Genomic DNA, 18,009 nt, shown 5'->3' with positions numbered 1-18,009 from the left:
AGTCAGGCACTTTCGCTTCGCCTGCGTGCGGCGTCGGGAAGGATCGCATCATTTATCCGCCATACTCCGCCTTGTACACCTTCAACGCATCCAGCCGGGCGTTTTTCAGGGCGTTGCCCAGATCCTGGCCCTTCAGGCCCTTTTCAAGCAGCGGCTGTACCGACACTGCCCGTGCCGCCTCTGCCGCGCCGCGCAGGTACTCTGCCTGTGGATAACTGCGCTGCTCGAAACCATGACGGCCCCGCGCATCCATTTCGCACGCGGCGATGAACTCCTCGAAGCGCTGCGGCCTGCGGTACACGTCGAAGCTGTGCAGCAGTTCCAGCACGGTCGAGGGCTTGAGTTCCAGCGCCCGGTGTCCGTGGGTATGGTACTGGCCGACCAGCAAGGCCAATTCCTGACATTCTCTCGGCACCCGAAAACGTTCATTGACGGCTTTGATCAGGCGCAAACCGGTGTGCTCATGGGCGATGTGCCTCGGCCATTCCGATTCCGGCGTCAGCCCTTTGCCCAGATCATGCAGCAGGCAGGCCCAGCGCACGCTCAACGGATGCTCATGAATGGCGGCCTGCTCCAGCACGCTGAGCACATGCACGCCGGTGTCGATTTCCGGGTGATGCGCGGCTGGCTGGGGCACGCCGAACAGGGCTTCGACCTCGGGTAGCAGCTCACTGAGCGCACCGCACTCATGCAGCACGCGAATGAATACCTGCGGCTGTTTTTCCATCAGCGCACGAGAGATTTCCTTCCAGCTTCGTTCGGGCGTGAGCGCCTTGAGCTCGCCGGATTCGCTGAGCTGACGCATCAGGTCCAGCGTCTCTGGAGCGATGGTGAAGCCATGGGGTGCATAACGAGCGGCGAAACGGGCGACGCGCAGTACGCGTAGGGGATCTTCGGCGAACGCGGGGGAAACGTGACGCAGAATGCGCGCTTCAAGATCCTGTTGGCCATGAAAGGGATCGGTCAGATTGCCGTCCTTGTCTTCGGCCATCGCATTGATGGTCAGGTCGCGACGGATCAGGTCCTGTTCAAGCGTAACGTCGGGGCTGGCATGAAAGACGAAGCCGCCATAGCCCACACCGCTTTTACGCTCGGTACGTGCCAGCGCATATTCCTCGCCCGTCAGCGGGTGGAGAAAAACCGGGAAGTCTGTGCCGACCGGGCGATAGCCCTTGACCAGCATTTCTTCGGCCGAAGCACCGACGACCACCCAGTCGATGTCGGTGACGGGTTGACCCAGCAGGCGGTCGCGTACGGCGCCACCAACTTTATAAATCTGCATAAAAAACCTCCGTAAGCGCGACAGGATAAACCTTGCGTCGTGCTTGCGGAGGCTAAAACCGAACGATGACCCGTTTAAGGCTTCACGTCTTCAAGGTCTAGAGGTGTACAACCGCCAAATCGAGCCGGGGATATTCACTGTCGGCGTGCTCGCCTCTCGGTGGTACATGGTGGGTTTTCACGATCTGATCGCCCTGCAGGGTTTCCAGATGGATATCGAAACCCCAGAGCCGATGCAGGTGCTTGAGCACTTCGTCGGTGGAGTCGCCCAGTGGTTTGCGGTTGTGTTGTTGATGACGCAGGGTCAGGGAGCGATCCCCACGCCGGTCGATGCTGTAGATCTGGATGTTGGGCTCGCGGTTGCCCAGGTTGTACTGTGCGGCCAGTATTTCGCGAATGGTGCGGTAGCCGTTCTCGTCATGGATGGCGGGGACCAGCAGATCATCTTTCAGGTCGTCGTCCATGATGCTGAACAGCTTGAGGTCGCGTATGACCTTGGGCGACAGGTACTGAAGGATGAAGCTCTCGTCCTTGAAGCTGCTCATGGCGAATTTGATCGCGGTCAGCCAGTCGGTGCCGGCAATCTCCGGAAACCACTGACGGTCTTCGTCTGTCGGGTGTTCGCACATCCGGCGGATGTCCTGATACATGGCAAAGCCCAGTGTGTAGGGGTTGATGCCACTGTAATAAGGGCTGTCGAAGCCTGGCTGGTAGATAACGCTGGTGTGCGATTGCAGGAACTCCAGCATGAAGCCGTCGGTGACCAGGCCTTCGTCATAGAGGTCGTTCATCAGCGTGTAGTGCCAGAACGTGGCCCAGCCTTCGTTCATCACCTGGGTCTGGCGCTGAGGATAGAAGTACTGCGCGATCTTGCGCACGATGCGCACCACTTCACGCTGCCAAGGCTCCAGCAGCGGCGCGTGCTTCTCGATGAAGTAGAGAATGTTTTCCTGCGGTTCTGCAGGGAAGCGCGCATTGTCTTCCTTGCCACCTTCCTTCGCACTTTTCGGAATGGTGCGCCACAGGTCGTTGATCTGGCGTTGCAGGTGTTCTTCGCGATCCTTCTGCCGACGCCGCTCTTCTTCGGCAGAAATCGGATACGGACGCTTGTAGCGGTCCACGCCGTAATTCATCAGCGCATGGCAGGAGTCGAGCAGGTCTTCCACCGCGTCGATGCCATGGCGCTCCTCGCACTGCATGATGTACTGCTTGGCAAACACAAGGTAATCGATGATCGAACTGGCATCGGTCCAGGTACGAAACAGGTAGTTGCCCTTGAAGAAGCTGTTGTGCCCATAACAGGCATGAGCGACCACCAGGGCCTGCATGCAGATGGTGTTTTCTTCCATCAGGTAAGCGATGCACGGATCCGAGTTGATCACGATTTCGTACGCCAGCCCCATTTGACCGCGCGTATAGGATTTCTCGGTACTCAGGAAGTGTTTGCCGTAGGACCAGTGGTGGTAGCCCAGCGGCATGCCGACCGAGGCATAGGCGTCCATCATCTGCTCGGCGGTGATCACTTCGATCTGGTTGGGATAGGTGTCCAGTGCGTAACGATCAGCGATACGGCTGATTTCGCGATCGTAGGTCTGGATCAGTTCGAACGTCCACTCTGACCCCGTGGAAATGGGTTGGCGTTTCTGCTCTCTGGCGGTCATGACACTAACCTTCGCTGGAAGAGTTCGCGGAATACCGGATAGATATCACCGGCAGAGACAAGCTGCTGCTGGGCGAACGTGTCAGCGTATTCTTCGCCGATGCGTTCGTATTCATACCAAAGTGCCTGATGTTCGCGCGGTGTGATCTCCACGTAGGTGTAGTACTGCACGAACGGCATGATCTGCCTGGTCAGGATGTCGCGACAGATCGGCGAGTCGTCGTTCCAGTTGTCGCCGTCGGAAGCCTGGGCCGCGTAGATATTCCATTCACTGCTCGGATAACGCGCGGCCATGATCTCCTGCATCAGTTTCAGGGCGCTGGACACGATGGTGCCGCCGGTTTCCCGTGAATAGAAAAACTCTTCCTCGTCCACTTCGCGGGCACTGGTGTGGTGGCGAATAAACACAACTTCGATCTTGTCGTAGTTACGCTTCAGGAACAGATACAGCAGGATGAAGAAGCGCTTGGCGATGTCCTTGGTCGCCTGGGTCATGGAGCCGGAAACGTCCATCAGACAGAACATCACGGCCTTGGAGCTGGGATTGGGCTGTTTGACCAGCAGGTTGTATTTGAGGTCGAAGGTGTCCAGATATGGCACGCGACGAATGCGCGACTTGAGACGTTCGATTTCCACCTCAAGCGCCTGAATGTCTCCGAAGTTGTCGGGTTCTTCGCGCTTCATGCGCTCAAGTTCGCTGGTCGCTTCCTTGAGTTTTGCCCGGCTGCTGCCCGACAGTGCGATGCGTCGCGCATGGGCGGAACGCAGCGTGCGGATGATATTGATGCGTGAGGGATTGCCTTCGTTGCTGATCCCCGCGCGTACTGTCTTGAAGGTGTCCGTGCCGGTCAGGTTGCGTTTGACCAGATTGGGCAACTCCAGGTCCTCGAACATGAATTCGAGAAACTCTTCCTGGGTGATCTGGAACACGAACTCATCCATGCCTTCGCCGGAATTGCTCGCCTTGCCAGGCCCTTTGCCGCCACCACCGCCCTGCGGCCGTGCAATGTGCTCGCCGGTGGTGAATTCCTTGTTGCCAGGGTGAACGACGGTCTGTTTGCCACCACGTCCGTGGTGCAACACAGGTTCGTCGATGTCTCGGCCGGGGATGCTGATCTGCTCGCCATGCTCCATGTCGGTAATGGAGCGGCGGCTGACGGCTTCCTCCACCGCCTTCTTGATATGGTCACGGTAACGCCGCAGAAACCGTTGCCGGTTTACCGTGCTTTTGTTCTTGCCGTTGAGACGTCGGTCAATCACATAGCTCATAGGCCCTCCGGGCAGCTTCAAGTTACAAGCTTCAAGCCGTGGGCCTGAAGCTTAAAAGCAAGCGCTGGCACAAAACAGCACCTCAGACGAGCCTACGCCCGCCTGAGGCTTACAGCCTGCCGCTTGCCGCTGCCATTACTGCGACTTGCGTACGCGCAGATACCATTCGGAGAGTAGACGTACCTGTTTATCGGTGTAGCCCCGTTCAACCATTCGAGTGACAAAGTCGTTGTGCTTCTGCTGGTCTTCCTTGCTGGCCTTGGCGTTGAAGCTGATGACCGGCAGGAGGTCCTCGGTGTTGGAGAACATTTTCTTCTCGATCACGACGCGCAGCTTCTCGTAGCTGAGCCAGGTCGGGTTCTTGCCGTTGTTGTTGGCACGGGCGCGCAGCACGAAGTTGACGATCTCGTTGCGGAAATCCTTCGGGTTGCTGATGCCGGCCGGTTTCTCGATCTTTTCCAGTTCCTCGTTCAGTGCCACACGGTTGAGAATCTCGCCGGTTTCCGGATCGCGGTATTCCTGATCCTGAATCCAGAAGTCTGCGTACAGCACGTAACGGTCGAAAATGTTCTGCCCGTACTCGCTGTAGGATTCCAGGTAAGCGGTCTGAATCTCCTTGCCGATGAACTCGATGTAGCGCGGTGCCAGGTATTCCTTGATGAAGCGCAGATAACGCTCGCGGGTCTCGGCGGGGAATTGCTCCTGTTCGATCTGCTGTTCCAGCACGTAAAGCAGGTGCACGGGGTTGGCCGCGATTTCATGCGGGTCGAAGTTGAACACCTTGGACAGGATCTTGAACGCGAATCGGGTCGACAGACCGTTCATGCCTTCGTCGACGCCCGCGCTGTCGCGGTACTCCTGGATCGACTTGGCTTTCGGGTCGGTGTCCTTGAGGTTCTCGCCGTCGTACACGCGCATCTTGGAGTAGATGTTGGAGTTGTCCGGCTCTTTGAGGCGCGACAGGGTGGTGAACTGCGCCAGCATCTTCAGCGTGTCCGGTGCGCAATGGGCCTTGGACAGTGAGCTGTTGAACAGCAGCTTGTCGTAGATCTTGATCTCGTCGCTGACCCGCAGGCAGTAAGGCACCTTCACGATGTAAATACGGTCGATGAACGCTTCGTTATTCTTGTTGTTACGAAAGCTGTGCCATTCCGATTCGTTGGAGTGCGCCAGCAGAATGCCGGTGAACGGAATCGCGCCCAGCCCTTCGGTGCTGTTGTAGTTGCCTTCCTGAGTGGCGGTCAGCAGCGGGTGCAGGACCTTGATCGGCGCCTTGAACATCTCGACGAATTCCATCAGGCCCTGGTTGGCCCGGCAGAGTGCGCCCGAGTAGCTGTAGGCGTCGGCATCGTTCTGCGGAAATTCTTCCAGCTTGCGGATATCGACCTTGCCGACCAGCGCCGAGATGTCCTGGTTGTTCTCGTCACCCGGTTCGGTCTTGGCTACAGCAATCTGGTTGAGAATCGACGGATAGAGTTTCACGACCTTGAACTGACTGATGTCGCCCCCGAACTCAGCCAGACGCTTGGTCGCCCAAGGCGACATGATGGTGCTCAGGTAGCGCCGCGGGATGCCGAAGTCTTCTTCGAGAATGGCACCGTCTTCATTGGCATTGAACAGGCCCAATGGCGACTCGAACACCGGCGAGCCCTTGATGGCATAGAAGGGGACTTTTTCGATCAGTTGTTTGAGTTTTTCAGCCAGAGACGATTTACCGCCGCCAACCGGGCCGAGCAGATAGAGAATCTGCTTCTTTTCTTCCAGGCCTTGGGCGGCATGGCGGAAATACGAAACGATCTGGTCGATGCATTCTTCCATCCCATGGAAGTCTGCAAACGCCGGATAGCGACGTATCACCTTGTTGGAGAAAATCCGCGACAGCCGCGAGTTGGCGGAGGTATCCACCAGCTCAGGTTCGCCTATGGCCAGCAGCAGACGTTCTGCCGCCGAGGCGTATGCGCTGCGATCCTGTTTGCAGAGCTCAAGATACTCCTGCAGCGAGAGCTCTTCCTGACGTGTGGTTTCAAAGCGTTGTTGGAAGTGGCTAAAAATACTCATGACGTCACCTCGCTCGATACGTTGAGCCGGCGGCGGATCGTCAGTCGATGCTGGCAGCAGCTGAGTATCCAGATGCCGTTTACCCCCCAGAACACCATAAAAGTAACTACCGATGACCCACGCGCCGGTGTACCGGCTCTCCCCTGATTTCGGATGGCCTAGGCTAAGGATAGTTCGGATTCGGAAAGATAAAGAAGGGATGAGCGAGAAGACGGGCTGACCGTTCGTCAGTTAGGGCGCGAGCCCGCGTAGAACGCGGGATCGACTGTCATAAAAATTTTTTTCAGTTGCCTTGCACGGTTTCCGCTGGAAAAGTCGAGCGCCAGAGCTCGAAGCCGCCGTCCACGCTGTACACGTCCGAGAATCCCTGACCCACGAGGTAGGCTGCGGCGCTCTGGCTGGAATTACCGTGATAGCAGATCACCACAAGGGGTTTGTCCAGATCGGCCTTGGCGATGAAGTCGGCGATCGAGTGATTGTCCAGGTGCAGCGATTGGGGAATGTGGCTGCTCTCGAAGGTCTGGGCGTCACGAACATCGACCACGACCGCGCCTTGCTCGCGCAGTGCCTGAGCCTGTTCGGGGGGGATGCGTTTGAAATCGGTCATTGCGTGGGCTCCTGAGCCTGTGGCGGCTGATGACGGCTGGCGTGCGCCGGTATTCGGGTAATGGTCGGTGTCGCAACATGGCCGACAGCATCGCAATTGCATTGATGACGTTCAAGGGTGTCGACGTTCAGCAGTGTCATGGCGCCGCCCCACACACAGCCGCTGTCGAGGGCAAAGACGTCCGGCTCGTCACAGCGACCTTCAAGTGCCGCCCAATGGCCAAAGATGATTTTTACCGAGCGGGTCTTGCGGTTCTTGTGGCTGAACCAGGGCGCGTAGCCAGGTTTCGCGGTCTCGACGCCCTCCTTGCCCTTGAGGTCGAGCTTGCCATCGCTGGTGCAGAAACGCATGCGCGTGAAGTAGTTGGTGATGACTCGCAGCCGTGTGACACCGTTCAGGTCATTGTCCCACTTGGCTGGCTCGTTGCCGTACATGCCATCCAGAAACGGTTCGTACAGATTGTCGTCCTGCAGAGCCTGCTCGACTTCGGCCGCATGCTTGAGCGCTTTCTTCAGCGACCACTGCGGTGCGATCCCGGCGTGGACCATGGCCACGTTACGCGACTCGTCGTAATGCATCAGTTTCTGTTGGCGTACCCAGCCCAGCAGTTCGTCACAATCCGGTGCTTCAAGGATTTCGCGCAGTGTGTCGCCTTTTTTCAGGCGCTCGATGCTGCGTGCGGCGGCCAGCAGGTGCAGGTCATGATTGCCCAGTACGCAGACCACCGATTGCCGGATGCTGTACAGGAACCGAAGTGTCTCCAGCGACTGTGGGCCGCGGTTGACCAGATCGCCCACCAGCCAGAGTTGATCGTTCTCAGGGTCGAACCGCACATCGTCAAGCAGGCACTTCAGCGGATCAAGGCAACCTTGCAGGTCACCGACGGCATATACCGCCATCAGTGAAGGGCACCGGGTACGGCAAGGCGGAACGGGGCGATGACGGCGTCGAAGCGTTTGCCGTCTTCGGCCAGCATCTGATACGAGCCCTGCATGTTGCCGACCTTGGTCGTCATCACGGTACCGCTGCTGTACGTATGGCTCTGCCCGGCCTTGATCAGCGGTTGCTGACCCACCACGCCTTCGCCACGGACTTCTTCGACGTGACCGTCGCCATCGGTGATGACCCAATGCCGGGACAGCAGCTTGGCGGGTAGCTGGCCATTGTTCTGGACCGTGATGGTGTAGGCGAACGCGAAGCGATTCTGCTCGGGTTGGGACTGTTCTGCGAGGAAGCGCGTGACGACGCTGACGTCGACCTGATAACGGGAATCGGACATTCAGTAGGCCTTGAAATCCATAACGAAAAAAACGGAGCACTCAACAGCAGCATCAGTCTAGGACAAGTAAACGGAAAATGACCAATGGCCGCCCGCCGTTTACCTGTTACCCATACTTACTCCGCGACGGCTTTCTCGCCCAGCTTGTCGGCCAGACGAACGAAAGCGGCCAGGTCCAGTTGCTCCGGACGCAGACTGCCGTCTACGCCGGCAGCGGTGATGTCGTCGCTGCTCAACAGCAGTTTCAGGGTGTTGCGCAGGGTCTTGCGGCGCTGGTTGAAGGCTTCGCGTACGACGCGCTCCAGCAGACGATGATCCTTGGCCGGGTGGGGCAGGGTTTCGTGAGGCACCAGGCGCACGATGGCCGAGTCCACTTTGGGCGGCGGGTTGAACGCGCCGGGGCCGACGTTGAACAGGTGTTCCACGCGGCAGTGATACTGAACCATGATCGACAGGCGACCCCAGTCGCCGCCGCCAGGGCCTGCGGCAAGACGCTCGACCACTTCCTTCTGCAGCATGAAATGCATGTCGCGGATCAGACCGGCGTTTTGCAAGAGGTGGAAAATCAGCGGCGTCGAAATGTTGTAAGGCAGGTTGCCGACGACTCTCAGGCTGCGCGGCTCGGCACCCAGGCTGTTGAAGTCGAACTTCAGCGCATCACCCTGATGCAGATTGAAGTTCGGCTTGCCGGCGAACTGGCTGTTGAGGATCGGGATCAGGTCCTTGTCCAGTTCCACGACGTCCAGACGGGCTCCGCTGTTGAGCAGGCCTTCCGTCAGTGCGCCCTGGCCCGGACCGATTTCCAGCAGACGGTCTTCGGGTTTGGCACGAATCGCACGCAGGATCTTGTCGATGACGCCTGCGTCGTGCAGGAAGTTCTGCCCGAAACGCTTGCGCGCCCGGTGTTGGTATAGCTCGGTCATGAATGGGTCTCGGCCATCTGGTAGGCGGTTTGCAGTGCGACGTGCAGGCTGCCGGTGTCGATCTTGCCACTGCCCGCCAGGTCCAGCGCGGTGCCGTGGTCGACGGACGTACGGATGATCGGCAGGCCCAGTGTCACATTGACGGCTGCGCCGAAGCCTTTGTACTTGAGTACGGGCAGGCCTTGATCGTGGTACATCGCCAGCACCGCATCGCAGTGCTCCAGATATTTGGGGGTAAACAGAGTGTCGGCAGGCAGCGGACCACGCAGGTCCAGGCCGTCGCTGCGCAGACGCTCCAGAGTCGGTTCGATGATGTCGATTTCCTCGCGTCCCAGATGCCCGCTTTCGCCAGCATGCGGGTTCAGGCCACACACCAGAATGCGCGGGTGAGGAATGCCGAATTTGTTCACCAGATCGGCATGCAGGATGCGCGTGACGCGTTCCAGCCGGTCCGAGGTGATTGCGTCGGCCACGTCGCGCAACGGCAGGTGGGTGGTGACCAGTGCGACACGCAAGTCGCCAGTGGCCAACATCATCACTACCTGTTCGGTGTGGGTCAGTTCTGCGAGGAATTCGGTGTGTCCGGAAAAGGCGAAACCACCTTCGTTGATCACGCCCTTGTGCACCGGGGCGGTGACCATGCCGCTGAACAGGCCGTCGAGGCAGCCTTGCCCGGCGCGTGTCAGGGTTTGCAGCACGAACCCGGCGTTTGCCGTGTTCAGTTCACCTGTGACCACCGGCGCTGCCAGTGGCGTGTCCCAGACATACAGGCTGCCTGCAGGTGCTGGCAAATCGGGGAGGGCGTCTGACGTAACGTCGAGCAGGTTGACGGCCACGCCCAGTTGCGCGGCCCGCTCATTGAGCAGGTCGCGGCTGGTAATGGCGATCAGGGGGTGTGGCTGAGGCTGCGTGGCGAGCAGCAGGCAAAGGTCAGGGCCTATGCCGGCCGGCTCGCCGGGTGTCAGAGCGAAGCGCTTGGGTTTCACCGAGCAGCCTGGGCTGCGCCAGGAAGCTTGATTTCAACGTAGGCTTCGTCACGGATCTGACGCAACCAGGTTTGCAGCTCTTCGTCGTACTTGCGGTTACGCAGCACGTTCAACGCTTGCTGATCACGAGCCTGGCTGGTGGCATCCGTGGCGCGACGGCCCAGGACTTCCAGAACGTGCCAGCCGTAAGCGGTCTTGAACGGTTTGGAGACCACACCCTGAGGCGTCTCGGTCATCACTTCGCGGAACTCCGGAACCAGCGAATTGGGATCGACCCAGTTCAGGTCGCCGCCGTTGAGTGCCGAGCCGGGATCTTCGGAGAAGCTTTTCGCCAGTTCGCCGAAGTCTTCGCCGTTTTCGATGCGGTCATAGATCTTGGCAGCCAGACGCTTGGTTTCTTCTTCGCTGCGGATTTCGCTTGGTTTGATCAGGATGTGGCGCACATGCACTTCATCGCGCATCTGTGCCTGGCCTTGTCCACCGCGCTTTTCCAGCAGTTTGAGGATGATGAAACCACCGGGTGTGCGCGCCGGAGGCGTCACGTCACCAATCGGCATCGAGCTGAGCATGTCGCCGAATGGGGGTGGCAATTGGGCCGCCTTGCGCCAGCCCATGTCGCCGCCTTCCAGCGCGCTTTCGCTCGACGATTTGGCAATCGCCATCTGAGCGAAGTCGGCACCTTTCTTCAACTGGTCGTAAACGTCCTTGGCCCTGCGCGCAGCAGCCTGAATGGCATCGGATGATGCACTGTCAGGCGTGGCGATCAGGATGTTGGCCAGGTGAAACTCTTCGGACAACTGAGCTTTGCCCAAGTCGGAAGCCAGGAAGTTCTTCACTTCCTGCTCGGAGACCTGGATACGCTCGGCGACACGACGCTGACGCACACGGCTGATGATCATCTCGCGACGAACCTGCTCGCGTGCATCGTTGTAAGACAGACCGTCATGGGCCAATGCTGCACGGAACTGGTCAACGCTCATGTTGTTGCGCTGAGCGATGGTGCCGATGGCCTGGTTCAGTTCTTCGTCAGTGACACGAATGCCGGAACGCTCGCCGATCTGCAGCTGCAGGTTTTCCAGGATCAGACGATCCAGAACCTGCTGCTGCAGTGCTTCGGCAGGCGGTACGCCCGACCCGCGTTTGGCAATGGTTTGCTGAACTTCACGAACACGCTGGTCCATCTGGCTTTTCATGATCACGTCGTTGTCGACGATGGCCACGACACTGTCCAGAGGTTGAACCGCTGCATGCACAGCACCGCTCAGGAGTAACGCGCCCAGCATCAGCGGGCGCAGACAATCAGAAAGCTTGGTCTTCACGTTCACGATAACCTTGGATGCCTTTGTCGAGGAAGCTCTCTACCTTGGCGCCGGTCACGCCGCCGAGTCCCTTCAACACGATTTGTAGGAATATGCCGCGGTCGCCTTTTTCGTTCTGAGGCTCGGCCTGGCTGGATTCGTCGTAGTCAATCCAATAGCGGTTGATCAGGCGCATTTTCCAGCAGCAGTTATCGTATTCGAAGCCGCCGAACGCCTCGAGTGTACGATTACGGTTGTAGTCAAACTGCCAGCGGCTGATAACACTCCATTGCGGCACAATCGGCCAAATGACCGAGAAGTCGTGCTGCTGGATCTTGTAGTAATCCTTCACGTAGTTCGGATCACCCGGACGACCGTAGTCGCCACCGCCCACGATCCAGCGGCCAGTGCTTTCGTCGTAACGAATCTGGTCATTGCGATAGCGGTAGCCGAGGTTGACGACCTTGTTCGGGGTGTCTTCAGGCTGGTAGTGGAAAAACGCACTGCCCGAACGGGTGCTCTTGCTGTCCGGATCCCAGTTGAAGTCGGAGTTGAAGCGCCAGTCGCGGTTGAAGCGGTATTCATATTCCAGAGCGTAAGGAGATACTTTGGCCTGCGCGTCGTCGCGGTCTTCAAAGACCACTCCCGGCAGTTGAACCTTGCGATCTGCGAAATACACCGCTTGGCCGATGCTGAAGCGCTGACGTTCGAAGCCGTTTTCTTCGATCCAGCGATTGGTCACGCCCAGAGACAACTTGTTCTCGTCACCGATGCGGTCGGAGCCGGAGAACCGGTTGTCACGAAACAGCGATGCATAGTTGAACGTGCTTTCGCCAGAGTCGAATACTGGAATGTCGGTCTGATCCTTCTCCGGTACATAGAGGTAGAACAGTCGAGGCTCAAGGGTCTGGCGATAATTCTTGCCGAACCATTGGGTATCACGATCAAAGTACAGGCCGCTGTCGACGCTGAAGATTGGTACGCTGCGGCTTTGGCTGCTGCTGTACTCCTCGTCCGTCAACAGCGAGTTTTTGCCCTGGCTGTCCAGATCCAGCGCGTACTGCGTATAGACATACTTGAGCTTCGGCGTCAGGAAGCCGTAGTTCCAGTTCATCGGCAGGCTGACTGCCGGAGCCAGATTCAGTCGGTCGCCGTTGGCTCGCGCGATACCGGAAATGTTTGAGTCCAGGCGTCGCTCGGCAATACCGTCTTCATTGATGAAGGTGCCGTCACGCAGATCCCGGTCGAAACGAACGGCTTCTGTCTGATACTCGAACTTGAGGCCGCCAGGGCTGTATGGCAGTACACCGTTCAGGGAAATCTGAGGCAGACGGTTGTAAGGCGTAATTTTGGAAACGGTTGCCAGCTTGTAAGCCTGAGCATTGAGCGTTGCAGTGTAGCTTGGGCCACGATAGATCAAGGAGCCTTGCTGGTTGAGGAAGTCGGTTCTTTCCACACCAATCTGATCGGTTTCCAGATCCTGGAAATAATAAGGGTCGCTGATATCGGTGTAGTCGACCTTTGTCATCAAGCGCGAATCCAGCCCGCCCTTGTGCTGCCAGTTGATCATCCAGCGCGTTTTGTCGTAATCCGACTGCAGCTTGCGATCATCATTTTCGTCGTTCAGGTACGCGCCGCCGAACTGGCCTTCGCTGCTCTTGGTCAGGTAGCGGAACTCGCCTTCCATCAAGAGACCGCGCTTGGCCATGTAACGCGGGTACAACGTGGCGTCGTAGTTAGGTGCCAGGTTGAAGTAGTACGGCGTGACCAGCATGAAGCCGGTGTCGGTACTGGTAGAGAAGCTCGGCGGCAGGAAGCCTGACTGGCGACGGTCGTCGATCGGGAAGTAGATATACGGCGTGTAGAGTACCGGTATGTCCTTGACCCGCAGCGTCACGTTGGTCGCGGTGCCGAAACCGGTGGCCGGGTTCAGCGTGATGTTGTTGCCTTTGAGCGTCCAGGCGTTGCTGTTCGGCTCGCACGTGGTGTACGTGCCGTCCTTGAGACGAATGATCGCGTTCTCGGCACGCTTGGCGTACAGAGCATTACCGCGAATGTTCGACTTGTGCAGGACGTATTCGGCGTTGTCGACACGGGCTTCACCGGTATCGAGTTGCAGTTCGGCCTTGTCGCCGACGATCAGCGCGCCATTGTCACGCAGACGCACGTCACCGTTCAGCTCGCCACGGTTCTCGGCCTGATGCAGGGCGGCTTCCTGAGCCTGTACCTGCATGCTGCCCTGACGCAGGACGACGTCACCAGCAAGGGTCGCAACCTGTGCTTCCTGCTCGTAACGCGAGGCCTTGGCACCGACAAACATCGGCGCTTCGCTCATCGGCGTCTTGTCGTCCATGCCCGGGCGAATCGGTTCTACGTAAGCGCCCGAGCAATACGGACCGGTTTCGGCCAGTTGTGCTGCGGTGAGTTTTTCACGAGGAACCCAATCGAGGTGACTGTAGTCAGCACTACGCGACCTCAGGCCTTTGCCCTTGGCTTCGGTCACCAGTTGCGTGGTCGCAACCGGTTCGCCGGCGGAAGTACTTTCCGAGGTCACAGTACCGTTGGAACTGACCGACGTCGTGCTGTGCACGGGGCGCGGAGGCAGGTCAACGGCAGCGGTGCCGGATTTAGGCGCACAATTCCAGGCACCCGAAGCAGAGACTGAGCAGTCATACTGTTCCGCGGCAACCACGAATTGAGTGGCCAGAGGTTGCATCGCCAGCAGACTGCCGGTTACGAGCAACGGAAATTTTTTACGAAACGCGGGGGATTTCAATGCCATCTTATTAGTCCGGGCTTCCTGCGCGCCATCTGCCCGCGGGGGGGCCGCACGCCTCTCGATGGGCTGAAAAAGATTCCGGATAATAAAGCATGACCCGCTTGACGGCTAGCGCCGTCGGAGACCCTTGTAATGCCAGATCAAGATATACGCCTGCAATCCCTCAAAGTTTGGCTCGATGAGCAGTTGCCAGCGCTGTTCGCTGCGCAGAATTGGGGCGCCGTACCCCCGGCCACGTTGACTGCGGCCAGTAGCGATGCCAGTTTCCGTCGTTATTTTCGTTGGGAGGGCGAAGGGCGAACTTTTATTGTGATGGACGCGCCGCCACCTCAGGAAAACTGCAAACCGTTTGTGGATATCGCGCATTTACTGGAAAAGTCCGACATAAATGTTCCGAAAATTTATGCGGAAGATCTCGCGCAGGGCTTTTTGCTGCTCAATGACCTGGGTCGCCAGACGTATCTGGACGTCATCGATGCCGATAACGCAGATGCGTTATTTGCCGATGCCATCGAGTCGTTGCTGGCTTATCAGCAGTTGCCGATGGACGCGCCGTTGCCCAGCTATGACGTGGCCTTGTTGCGTCGCGAACTGGAGCTGTTTCCCGAGTGGTACGTGAAGCGCCATCTGGGTATCGACATGGACGAGGCTCAACTGGCTGACTGGCAGCAGGCCAGTGACCTGTTGATCGAAAGTGCGCTGATTCAGCCCAAGGTTCTGGTGCACCGCGATTACATGCCCCGTAATCTGATGATCAGTGAGCCCAATCCGGGTGTGCTGGATTTTCAGGATGCCGTGTACGGTCCGGTCACTTACGACATCACTTGCCTGTTCAAGGATGCGTTCCTGAGCTGGCCGCAGGAGCGTGTCAGTGATTGGTTGCACACCTATTGGAACAAGGCACGGGCGTTGGGCATTCCGGTCCATGAAGACTTCGCCGCGTTCGAGCGTGCCAGCGATCTGATGGGTGTACAGCGTCACCTGAAAGTCATCGGGATTTTCGCGCGCATCTGCCACCGCGATGGCAAGCCTCGTTATCTGGGCGACGTTCCACGCTTTTTCGCCTATATAGAAGCCGTTCTTTCGCGACGTCCGGAGCTGGCGCAACTGGGCCAGTTGCTCACCAGTCTTCAGCAACCTGCCGAAACATCCGTCTGACTCATTCTGAAAAAGGTACCGATTGTGTTGAAGAGGACTGCATGAAAGCGATGATTCTCGCTGCCGGGAAAGGCGAGCGCTTGCGCCCGCTGACCCTGCATACGCCAAAACCTCTGGTGCGTGCAGGCGGTGTGCCCTTGATTGAATATCACCTCAATGCCCTGCGCGAGGCCGGGTTTCATGATCTGGTGATCAACCATGCGTGGCTGGGACAGCAGATCGAAGACTGGCTCGGCGACGGCCAGCGCTTCGGCCTGAACATCCGTTACTCCCCAGAAGGCGAGCCGCTTGAGACAGGTGGCGGTATTTTTCGCGCCCTGCCTTTGCTGGGTGAAGAGCCGTTTGTGGTGGTCAATGGCGACATCTGGACCGATTACGATTTCGTTTCGCTTCGTCGGCCGCTGGCGGGGCTTGCGCATCTGGTGCTGATCGATAATCCGGCGCATCACCCGACGGGGGATTTCTCTCTGGTCGACGGTCAGGTTCGCGATGACGACTCGACCGGGCAGCGCCTCACCTACAGCGGCATCGCGATTCTGCATCCTCAACTGTTCGCCGGGTGCGAGGCAGGCGCGTTCAAGTTGGCGCCGTTGCTGCGTGACGCCATGCGTGAAGGGCAGGTGAGCGGCGAGCATTTCAGCGGGCGCTGGGTGGATGTCGGTACTCATGAACGGCTGGCTGAAGTGGAGCAGTTGCTGGCGGGACGTACTGAATGATCTGGCCGGGCACGCTGGCCGGTGCCGGCATCGGTTACGCGATTGCCGACATACCCGGTGCGATGCTGGGTGCCTTGCTGGGGCAGGCGCTGGACCGTCGACTGAAGTTGTACAGCTGGGCGCATCTGCGTGAGCGTCTGGGTGGTCGCCCGGCCGTTCATGACGATGAACTGCTGTTTGTGTTACTGGGACGCCTGGCCAAATGTGACGGGCGTGTGGTTGCCAGTCATATCCATCAGGCGCGGGTCGAGATGCAACGCCTGAGCATGGACAAGGCGGGTCAGCTTCTTGCAATCAATGCCTTCAAGCGTGGCAAGGACGGCTCCGACGGGCTGCGCAGTTATCTGCGGGGTTTGCGCGATCAACCGGACAAGGCCGAAGGATTGTTACGTGCCTGTTGGCGAATGGCGTGGGCCGACGGCAAGGCGTCACGTGCTGAGCGTGAGCTGATTGGTGTGTGGGGAATGTGGCTGGGCTGGACCGAACCGCAGATCGAAGCACTGGCAACTGAACATGATCCGATGAAGCGGCCGCCGATTGGCAGTACTGACGCTTACAAGGGGGCAATGCTGTTACTGGGCGTGCAGGCCGACACGGATCCTGCGACCATCAAGCGTGCCTATCGGCGGCTGCTCAGCCGTCATCACCCGGACAAGATTGCAGGCTCGGGCGCCAGCTCGTTGCAGGTTCGTGTGGCCACCGAGAAAACCAGCGAACTGCACAACGCCTATCGAGTCATCAAGGCGCGTCGCGGGTTTCAGTGATGGGCGGTGTGCTGAATAGCACTGTTCGTGGGAGGCGGCCTGCCGGCGAAGGCGTCGTGTCAGTCACTGACACAACGCCTGAAAAAACGCATCGCCCGCAAGCCGCGCCCACGGTCTGGTGATTGCTACAGGGCAACGCGTCTCAAGACAGTAAGCAGCATCACGGGCCTTATTTGGCTTCTACCCAGCCGCGAACCCGGCGGAACAGCTGTTCCTGCTCGGTCTCTGCATTGCCTGCAATGTTGATCAGCCCGATTTGCGTAAACCCCGGTCCCTTCTCGCGTTTACTGGCTTGCAGGCGGGCGGTTGCGGCCTGTTGAGGCGGGTTCTTGTAGATGAAATCGGCTGTGTTGACCTTCAGTGTGGGCACCATGTCCAGCAGTGACGGTGGGGTGTCGAGTGGTTCGCGTGCGGCCACCATCACCAGTTTCTGCACCAGAGGCGATGGGCGTTCGCTCATGTAGCGCATCGCCCAATAAGCGCCGCTACTGTGGCCGAGCAATACGATGCTGTGCGCCTTGTTCTGCTGCGCGAAGGCAATTGCACTATCAATACGGGCAAACACGCGTTCGGCCTGAGCCTTGTTGCGTTCTTCATCAGCCGCTGCCTTGGCCGTGTCGGCACTGGCCTGGGCCTCTGCCTCGGCGGCCGCATCTTTAGCGGGCGCGTCCTTTGGCGCTTCCTTGGGTTTTTCAGCACTGGCGTCGCCGGTCGCTGCGTCAGTCTCGCGGGGCATGAGCGCATTATCCTGTGCGTCCGGCAAGGTAACGCTCAGACTGGACCAGCCAACGTTGGGGAACTTGCGTCGCAGCGGGCCGACCACGTCGGGCCAGTCCGGCGATTCGCCTGCGCCAGGCAGAATAATGACGGCACCTTTGGGCTCATCGGTGTTGGCCGGTTTCCAGAGCGCCAGAAAGCTTTCGTCGCCCGCCTGTAACTGCTGCTGATCCTCTTTGGGCAACTGACGCTCAAGCGCGATGGCATCTTCCTGCGCTCGACTGGGCAGTGGTGCACGTTCTACGGGCGCATCTTTGGCAGCGTCCTTTGGCGCGTCGGCTGCCAGGACGGGCAGGGCACAAGGGACGATCAATGACAAAAACAATGCAGGAAACATTGCGCGAATGGTGTGGGACATCGGATATTCCAAGCCAGAAACTATACCGGCAGCCTAATGGGTTGATCGGCTTTTGTCAGGCGTGAGCCTGGGCGCATGACCTCTACATGAGAACGA

Annotated in this window: 15 protein-coding genes; 3 read left to right on the top strand and 12 right to left on the bottom strand. The window is 58.7% G+C overall.

What is annotated here, in order from left to right; genetic code table 11:
• Nucleotides 1–52 precede the first annotated feature (52 nt).
• From KDX39_RS25440 to KDX39_RS25390, 11 genes are all read right to left on the bottom strand, one after another.
• Nucleotides 53–1,282: a multifunctional CCA addition/repair protein gene (locus tag KDX39_RS25440; protein WP_231662281.1), complete on the bottom strand. Its 1,230-nt coding sequence runs from the start codon at nucleotides 1,280–1,282 to the stop codon at nucleotides 53–55.
• 97 nt (nucleotides 1,283–1,379) lie between these two features.
• Nucleotides 1,380–2,942 (bottom strand): SpoVR family protein, encoded by a 1,563-nt coding sequence (locus KDX39_RS25435; protein WP_099228596.1) that lies wholly within the window; start codon nucleotides 2,940–2,942, stop codon nucleotides 1,380–1,382.
• Nucleotides 2,939–4,210 (bottom strand): YeaH/YhbH family protein, encoded by a 1,272-nt coding sequence (locus KDX39_RS25430; RefSeq protein ID WP_231662280.1) that lies wholly within the window; start codon nucleotides 4,208–4,210, stop codon nucleotides 2,939–2,941. Before KDX39_RS25430 ends, KDX39_RS25435 begins: the two co-directional genes overlap by 4 nt.
• 135 nt (nucleotides 4,211–4,345) lie before the next feature.
• A complete protein-coding gene (locus KDX39_RS25425) occupies nucleotides 4,346–6,268 on the bottom strand; it encodes a PrkA family serine protein kinase (RefSeq protein ID WP_099228594.1) in 1,923 nt (640 codons plus the stop codon).
• A 283-nt stretch (nucleotides 6,269–6,551) separates the two neighbouring features.
• Nucleotides 6,552–6,875, bottom strand: a complete 324-nt coding sequence (gene glpE / locus KDX39_RS25420) for a thiosulfate sulfurtransferase GlpE (protein WP_231662279.1) — start codon at nucleotides 6,873–6,875, stop codon at nucleotides 6,552–6,554.
• Nucleotides 6,872–7,774, bottom strand: coding sequence for a symmetrical bis(5'-nucleosyl)-tetraphosphatase (locus KDX39_RS25415; RefSeq protein WP_231662278.1), 903 nt, complete (start codon nucleotides 7,772–7,774; stop codon nucleotides 6,872–6,874). The genes glpE and KDX39_RS25415 overlap by 4 nt, the downstream gene beginning before the upstream one ends.
• Entirely contained in the window at nucleotides 7,774–8,154 is a 381-nt protein-coding gene (gene apaG / locus KDX39_RS25410) for a Co2+/Mg2+ efflux protein ApaG (RefSeq protein ID WP_025993453.1), read from the bottom strand. Before apaG ends, KDX39_RS25415 begins: the two co-directional genes overlap by 1 nt.
• 116 nt (nucleotides 8,155–8,270) lie before the next feature.
• Complete coding sequence (rsmA, locus tag KDX39_RS25405) at nucleotides 8,271–9,077, bottom strand: 16S rRNA (adenine(1518)-N(6)/adenine(1519)-N(6))-dimethyltransferase RsmA (RefSeq protein ID WP_099228591.1); 807 nt, start codon at nucleotides 9,075–9,077, stop codon at nucleotides 8,271–8,273.
• Nucleotides 9,074–10,063, bottom strand: coding sequence for a 4-hydroxythreonine-4-phosphate dehydrogenase PdxA (gene pdxA, locus KDX39_RS25400; RefSeq protein WP_231662277.1), 990 nt, complete (start codon nucleotides 10,061–10,063; stop codon nucleotides 9,074–9,076). Before pdxA ends, rsmA begins: the two co-directional genes overlap by 4 nt.
• Complete coding sequence (locus tag KDX39_RS25395) at nucleotides 10,060–11,382, bottom strand: peptidylprolyl isomerase (RefSeq protein ID WP_231662276.1); 1,323 nt, start codon at nucleotides 11,380–11,382, stop codon at nucleotides 10,060–10,062. Before KDX39_RS25395 ends, pdxA begins: the two co-directional genes overlap by 4 nt.
• A complete protein-coding gene (locus KDX39_RS25390) occupies nucleotides 11,363–14,143 on the bottom strand; it encodes an LPS-assembly protein LptD (RefSeq protein WP_231662275.1) in 2,781 nt (926 codons plus the stop codon). The genes KDX39_RS25395 and KDX39_RS25390 overlap by 20 nt, the downstream gene beginning before the upstream one ends.
• Before the next feature lie 129 nt (nucleotides 14,144–14,272).
• Between KDX39_RS25390 and KDX39_RS25385 the strand changes: the two genes are divergently transcribed.
• Genes KDX39_RS25385 through KDX39_RS25375 form a run of 3 tightly spaced genes read left to right on the top strand, consistent with a single transcriptional unit; the run spans nucleotide 14,273 to nucleotide 16,778 of the window.
• The gene (locus KDX39_RS25385; protein WP_231662274.1) at nucleotides 14,273–15,298 is read left to right on the top strand and encodes an aminoglycoside phosphotransferase family protein; all 1,026 of its coding nucleotides are present in this window, start codon (nucleotides 14,273–14,275) and stop codon (nucleotides 15,296–15,298) included.
• A gap of 41 nt (nucleotides 15,299–15,339) precedes the next feature.
• Nucleotides 15,340–16,014 (top strand): N-acetylmuramate alpha-1-phosphate uridylyltransferase MurU, encoded by a 675-nt coding sequence (gene murU, locus KDX39_RS25380; protein WP_231662273.1) that lies wholly within the window; start codon nucleotides 15,340–15,342, stop codon nucleotides 16,012–16,014.
• Complete coding sequence (locus KDX39_RS25375) at nucleotides 16,011–16,778, top strand: TerB family tellurite resistance protein (RefSeq protein WP_231662272.1); 768 nt, start codon at nucleotides 16,011–16,013, stop codon at nucleotides 16,776–16,778. The genes murU and KDX39_RS25375 overlap by 4 nt, the downstream gene beginning before the upstream one ends.
• Nucleotides 16,779–16,947: 169 nt before the next feature.
• Here KDX39_RS25375 and KDX39_RS25370 read toward each other — a convergent pair whose 3' ends face one another.
• Nucleotides 16,948–17,913, bottom strand: a complete 966-nt coding sequence (locus KDX39_RS25370; RefSeq protein WP_231662271.1) for an alpha/beta hydrolase family protein — start codon at nucleotides 17,911–17,913, stop codon at nucleotides 16,948–16,950.
• Nucleotides 17,914–18,009 lie beyond the last annotated feature (96 nt).

Origin of the sequence: Pseudomonas sp. CDFA 610 (assembly GCF_021147865.1) — a bacterium.
Classification (GTDB): domain Bacteria; phylum Pseudomonadota; class Gammaproteobacteria; order Pseudomonadales; family Pseudomonadaceae; genus Aquipseudomonas; species Aquipseudomonas alliivorans.
This window is presented reverse-complemented; position numbering and strand designations above follow the sequence as displayed.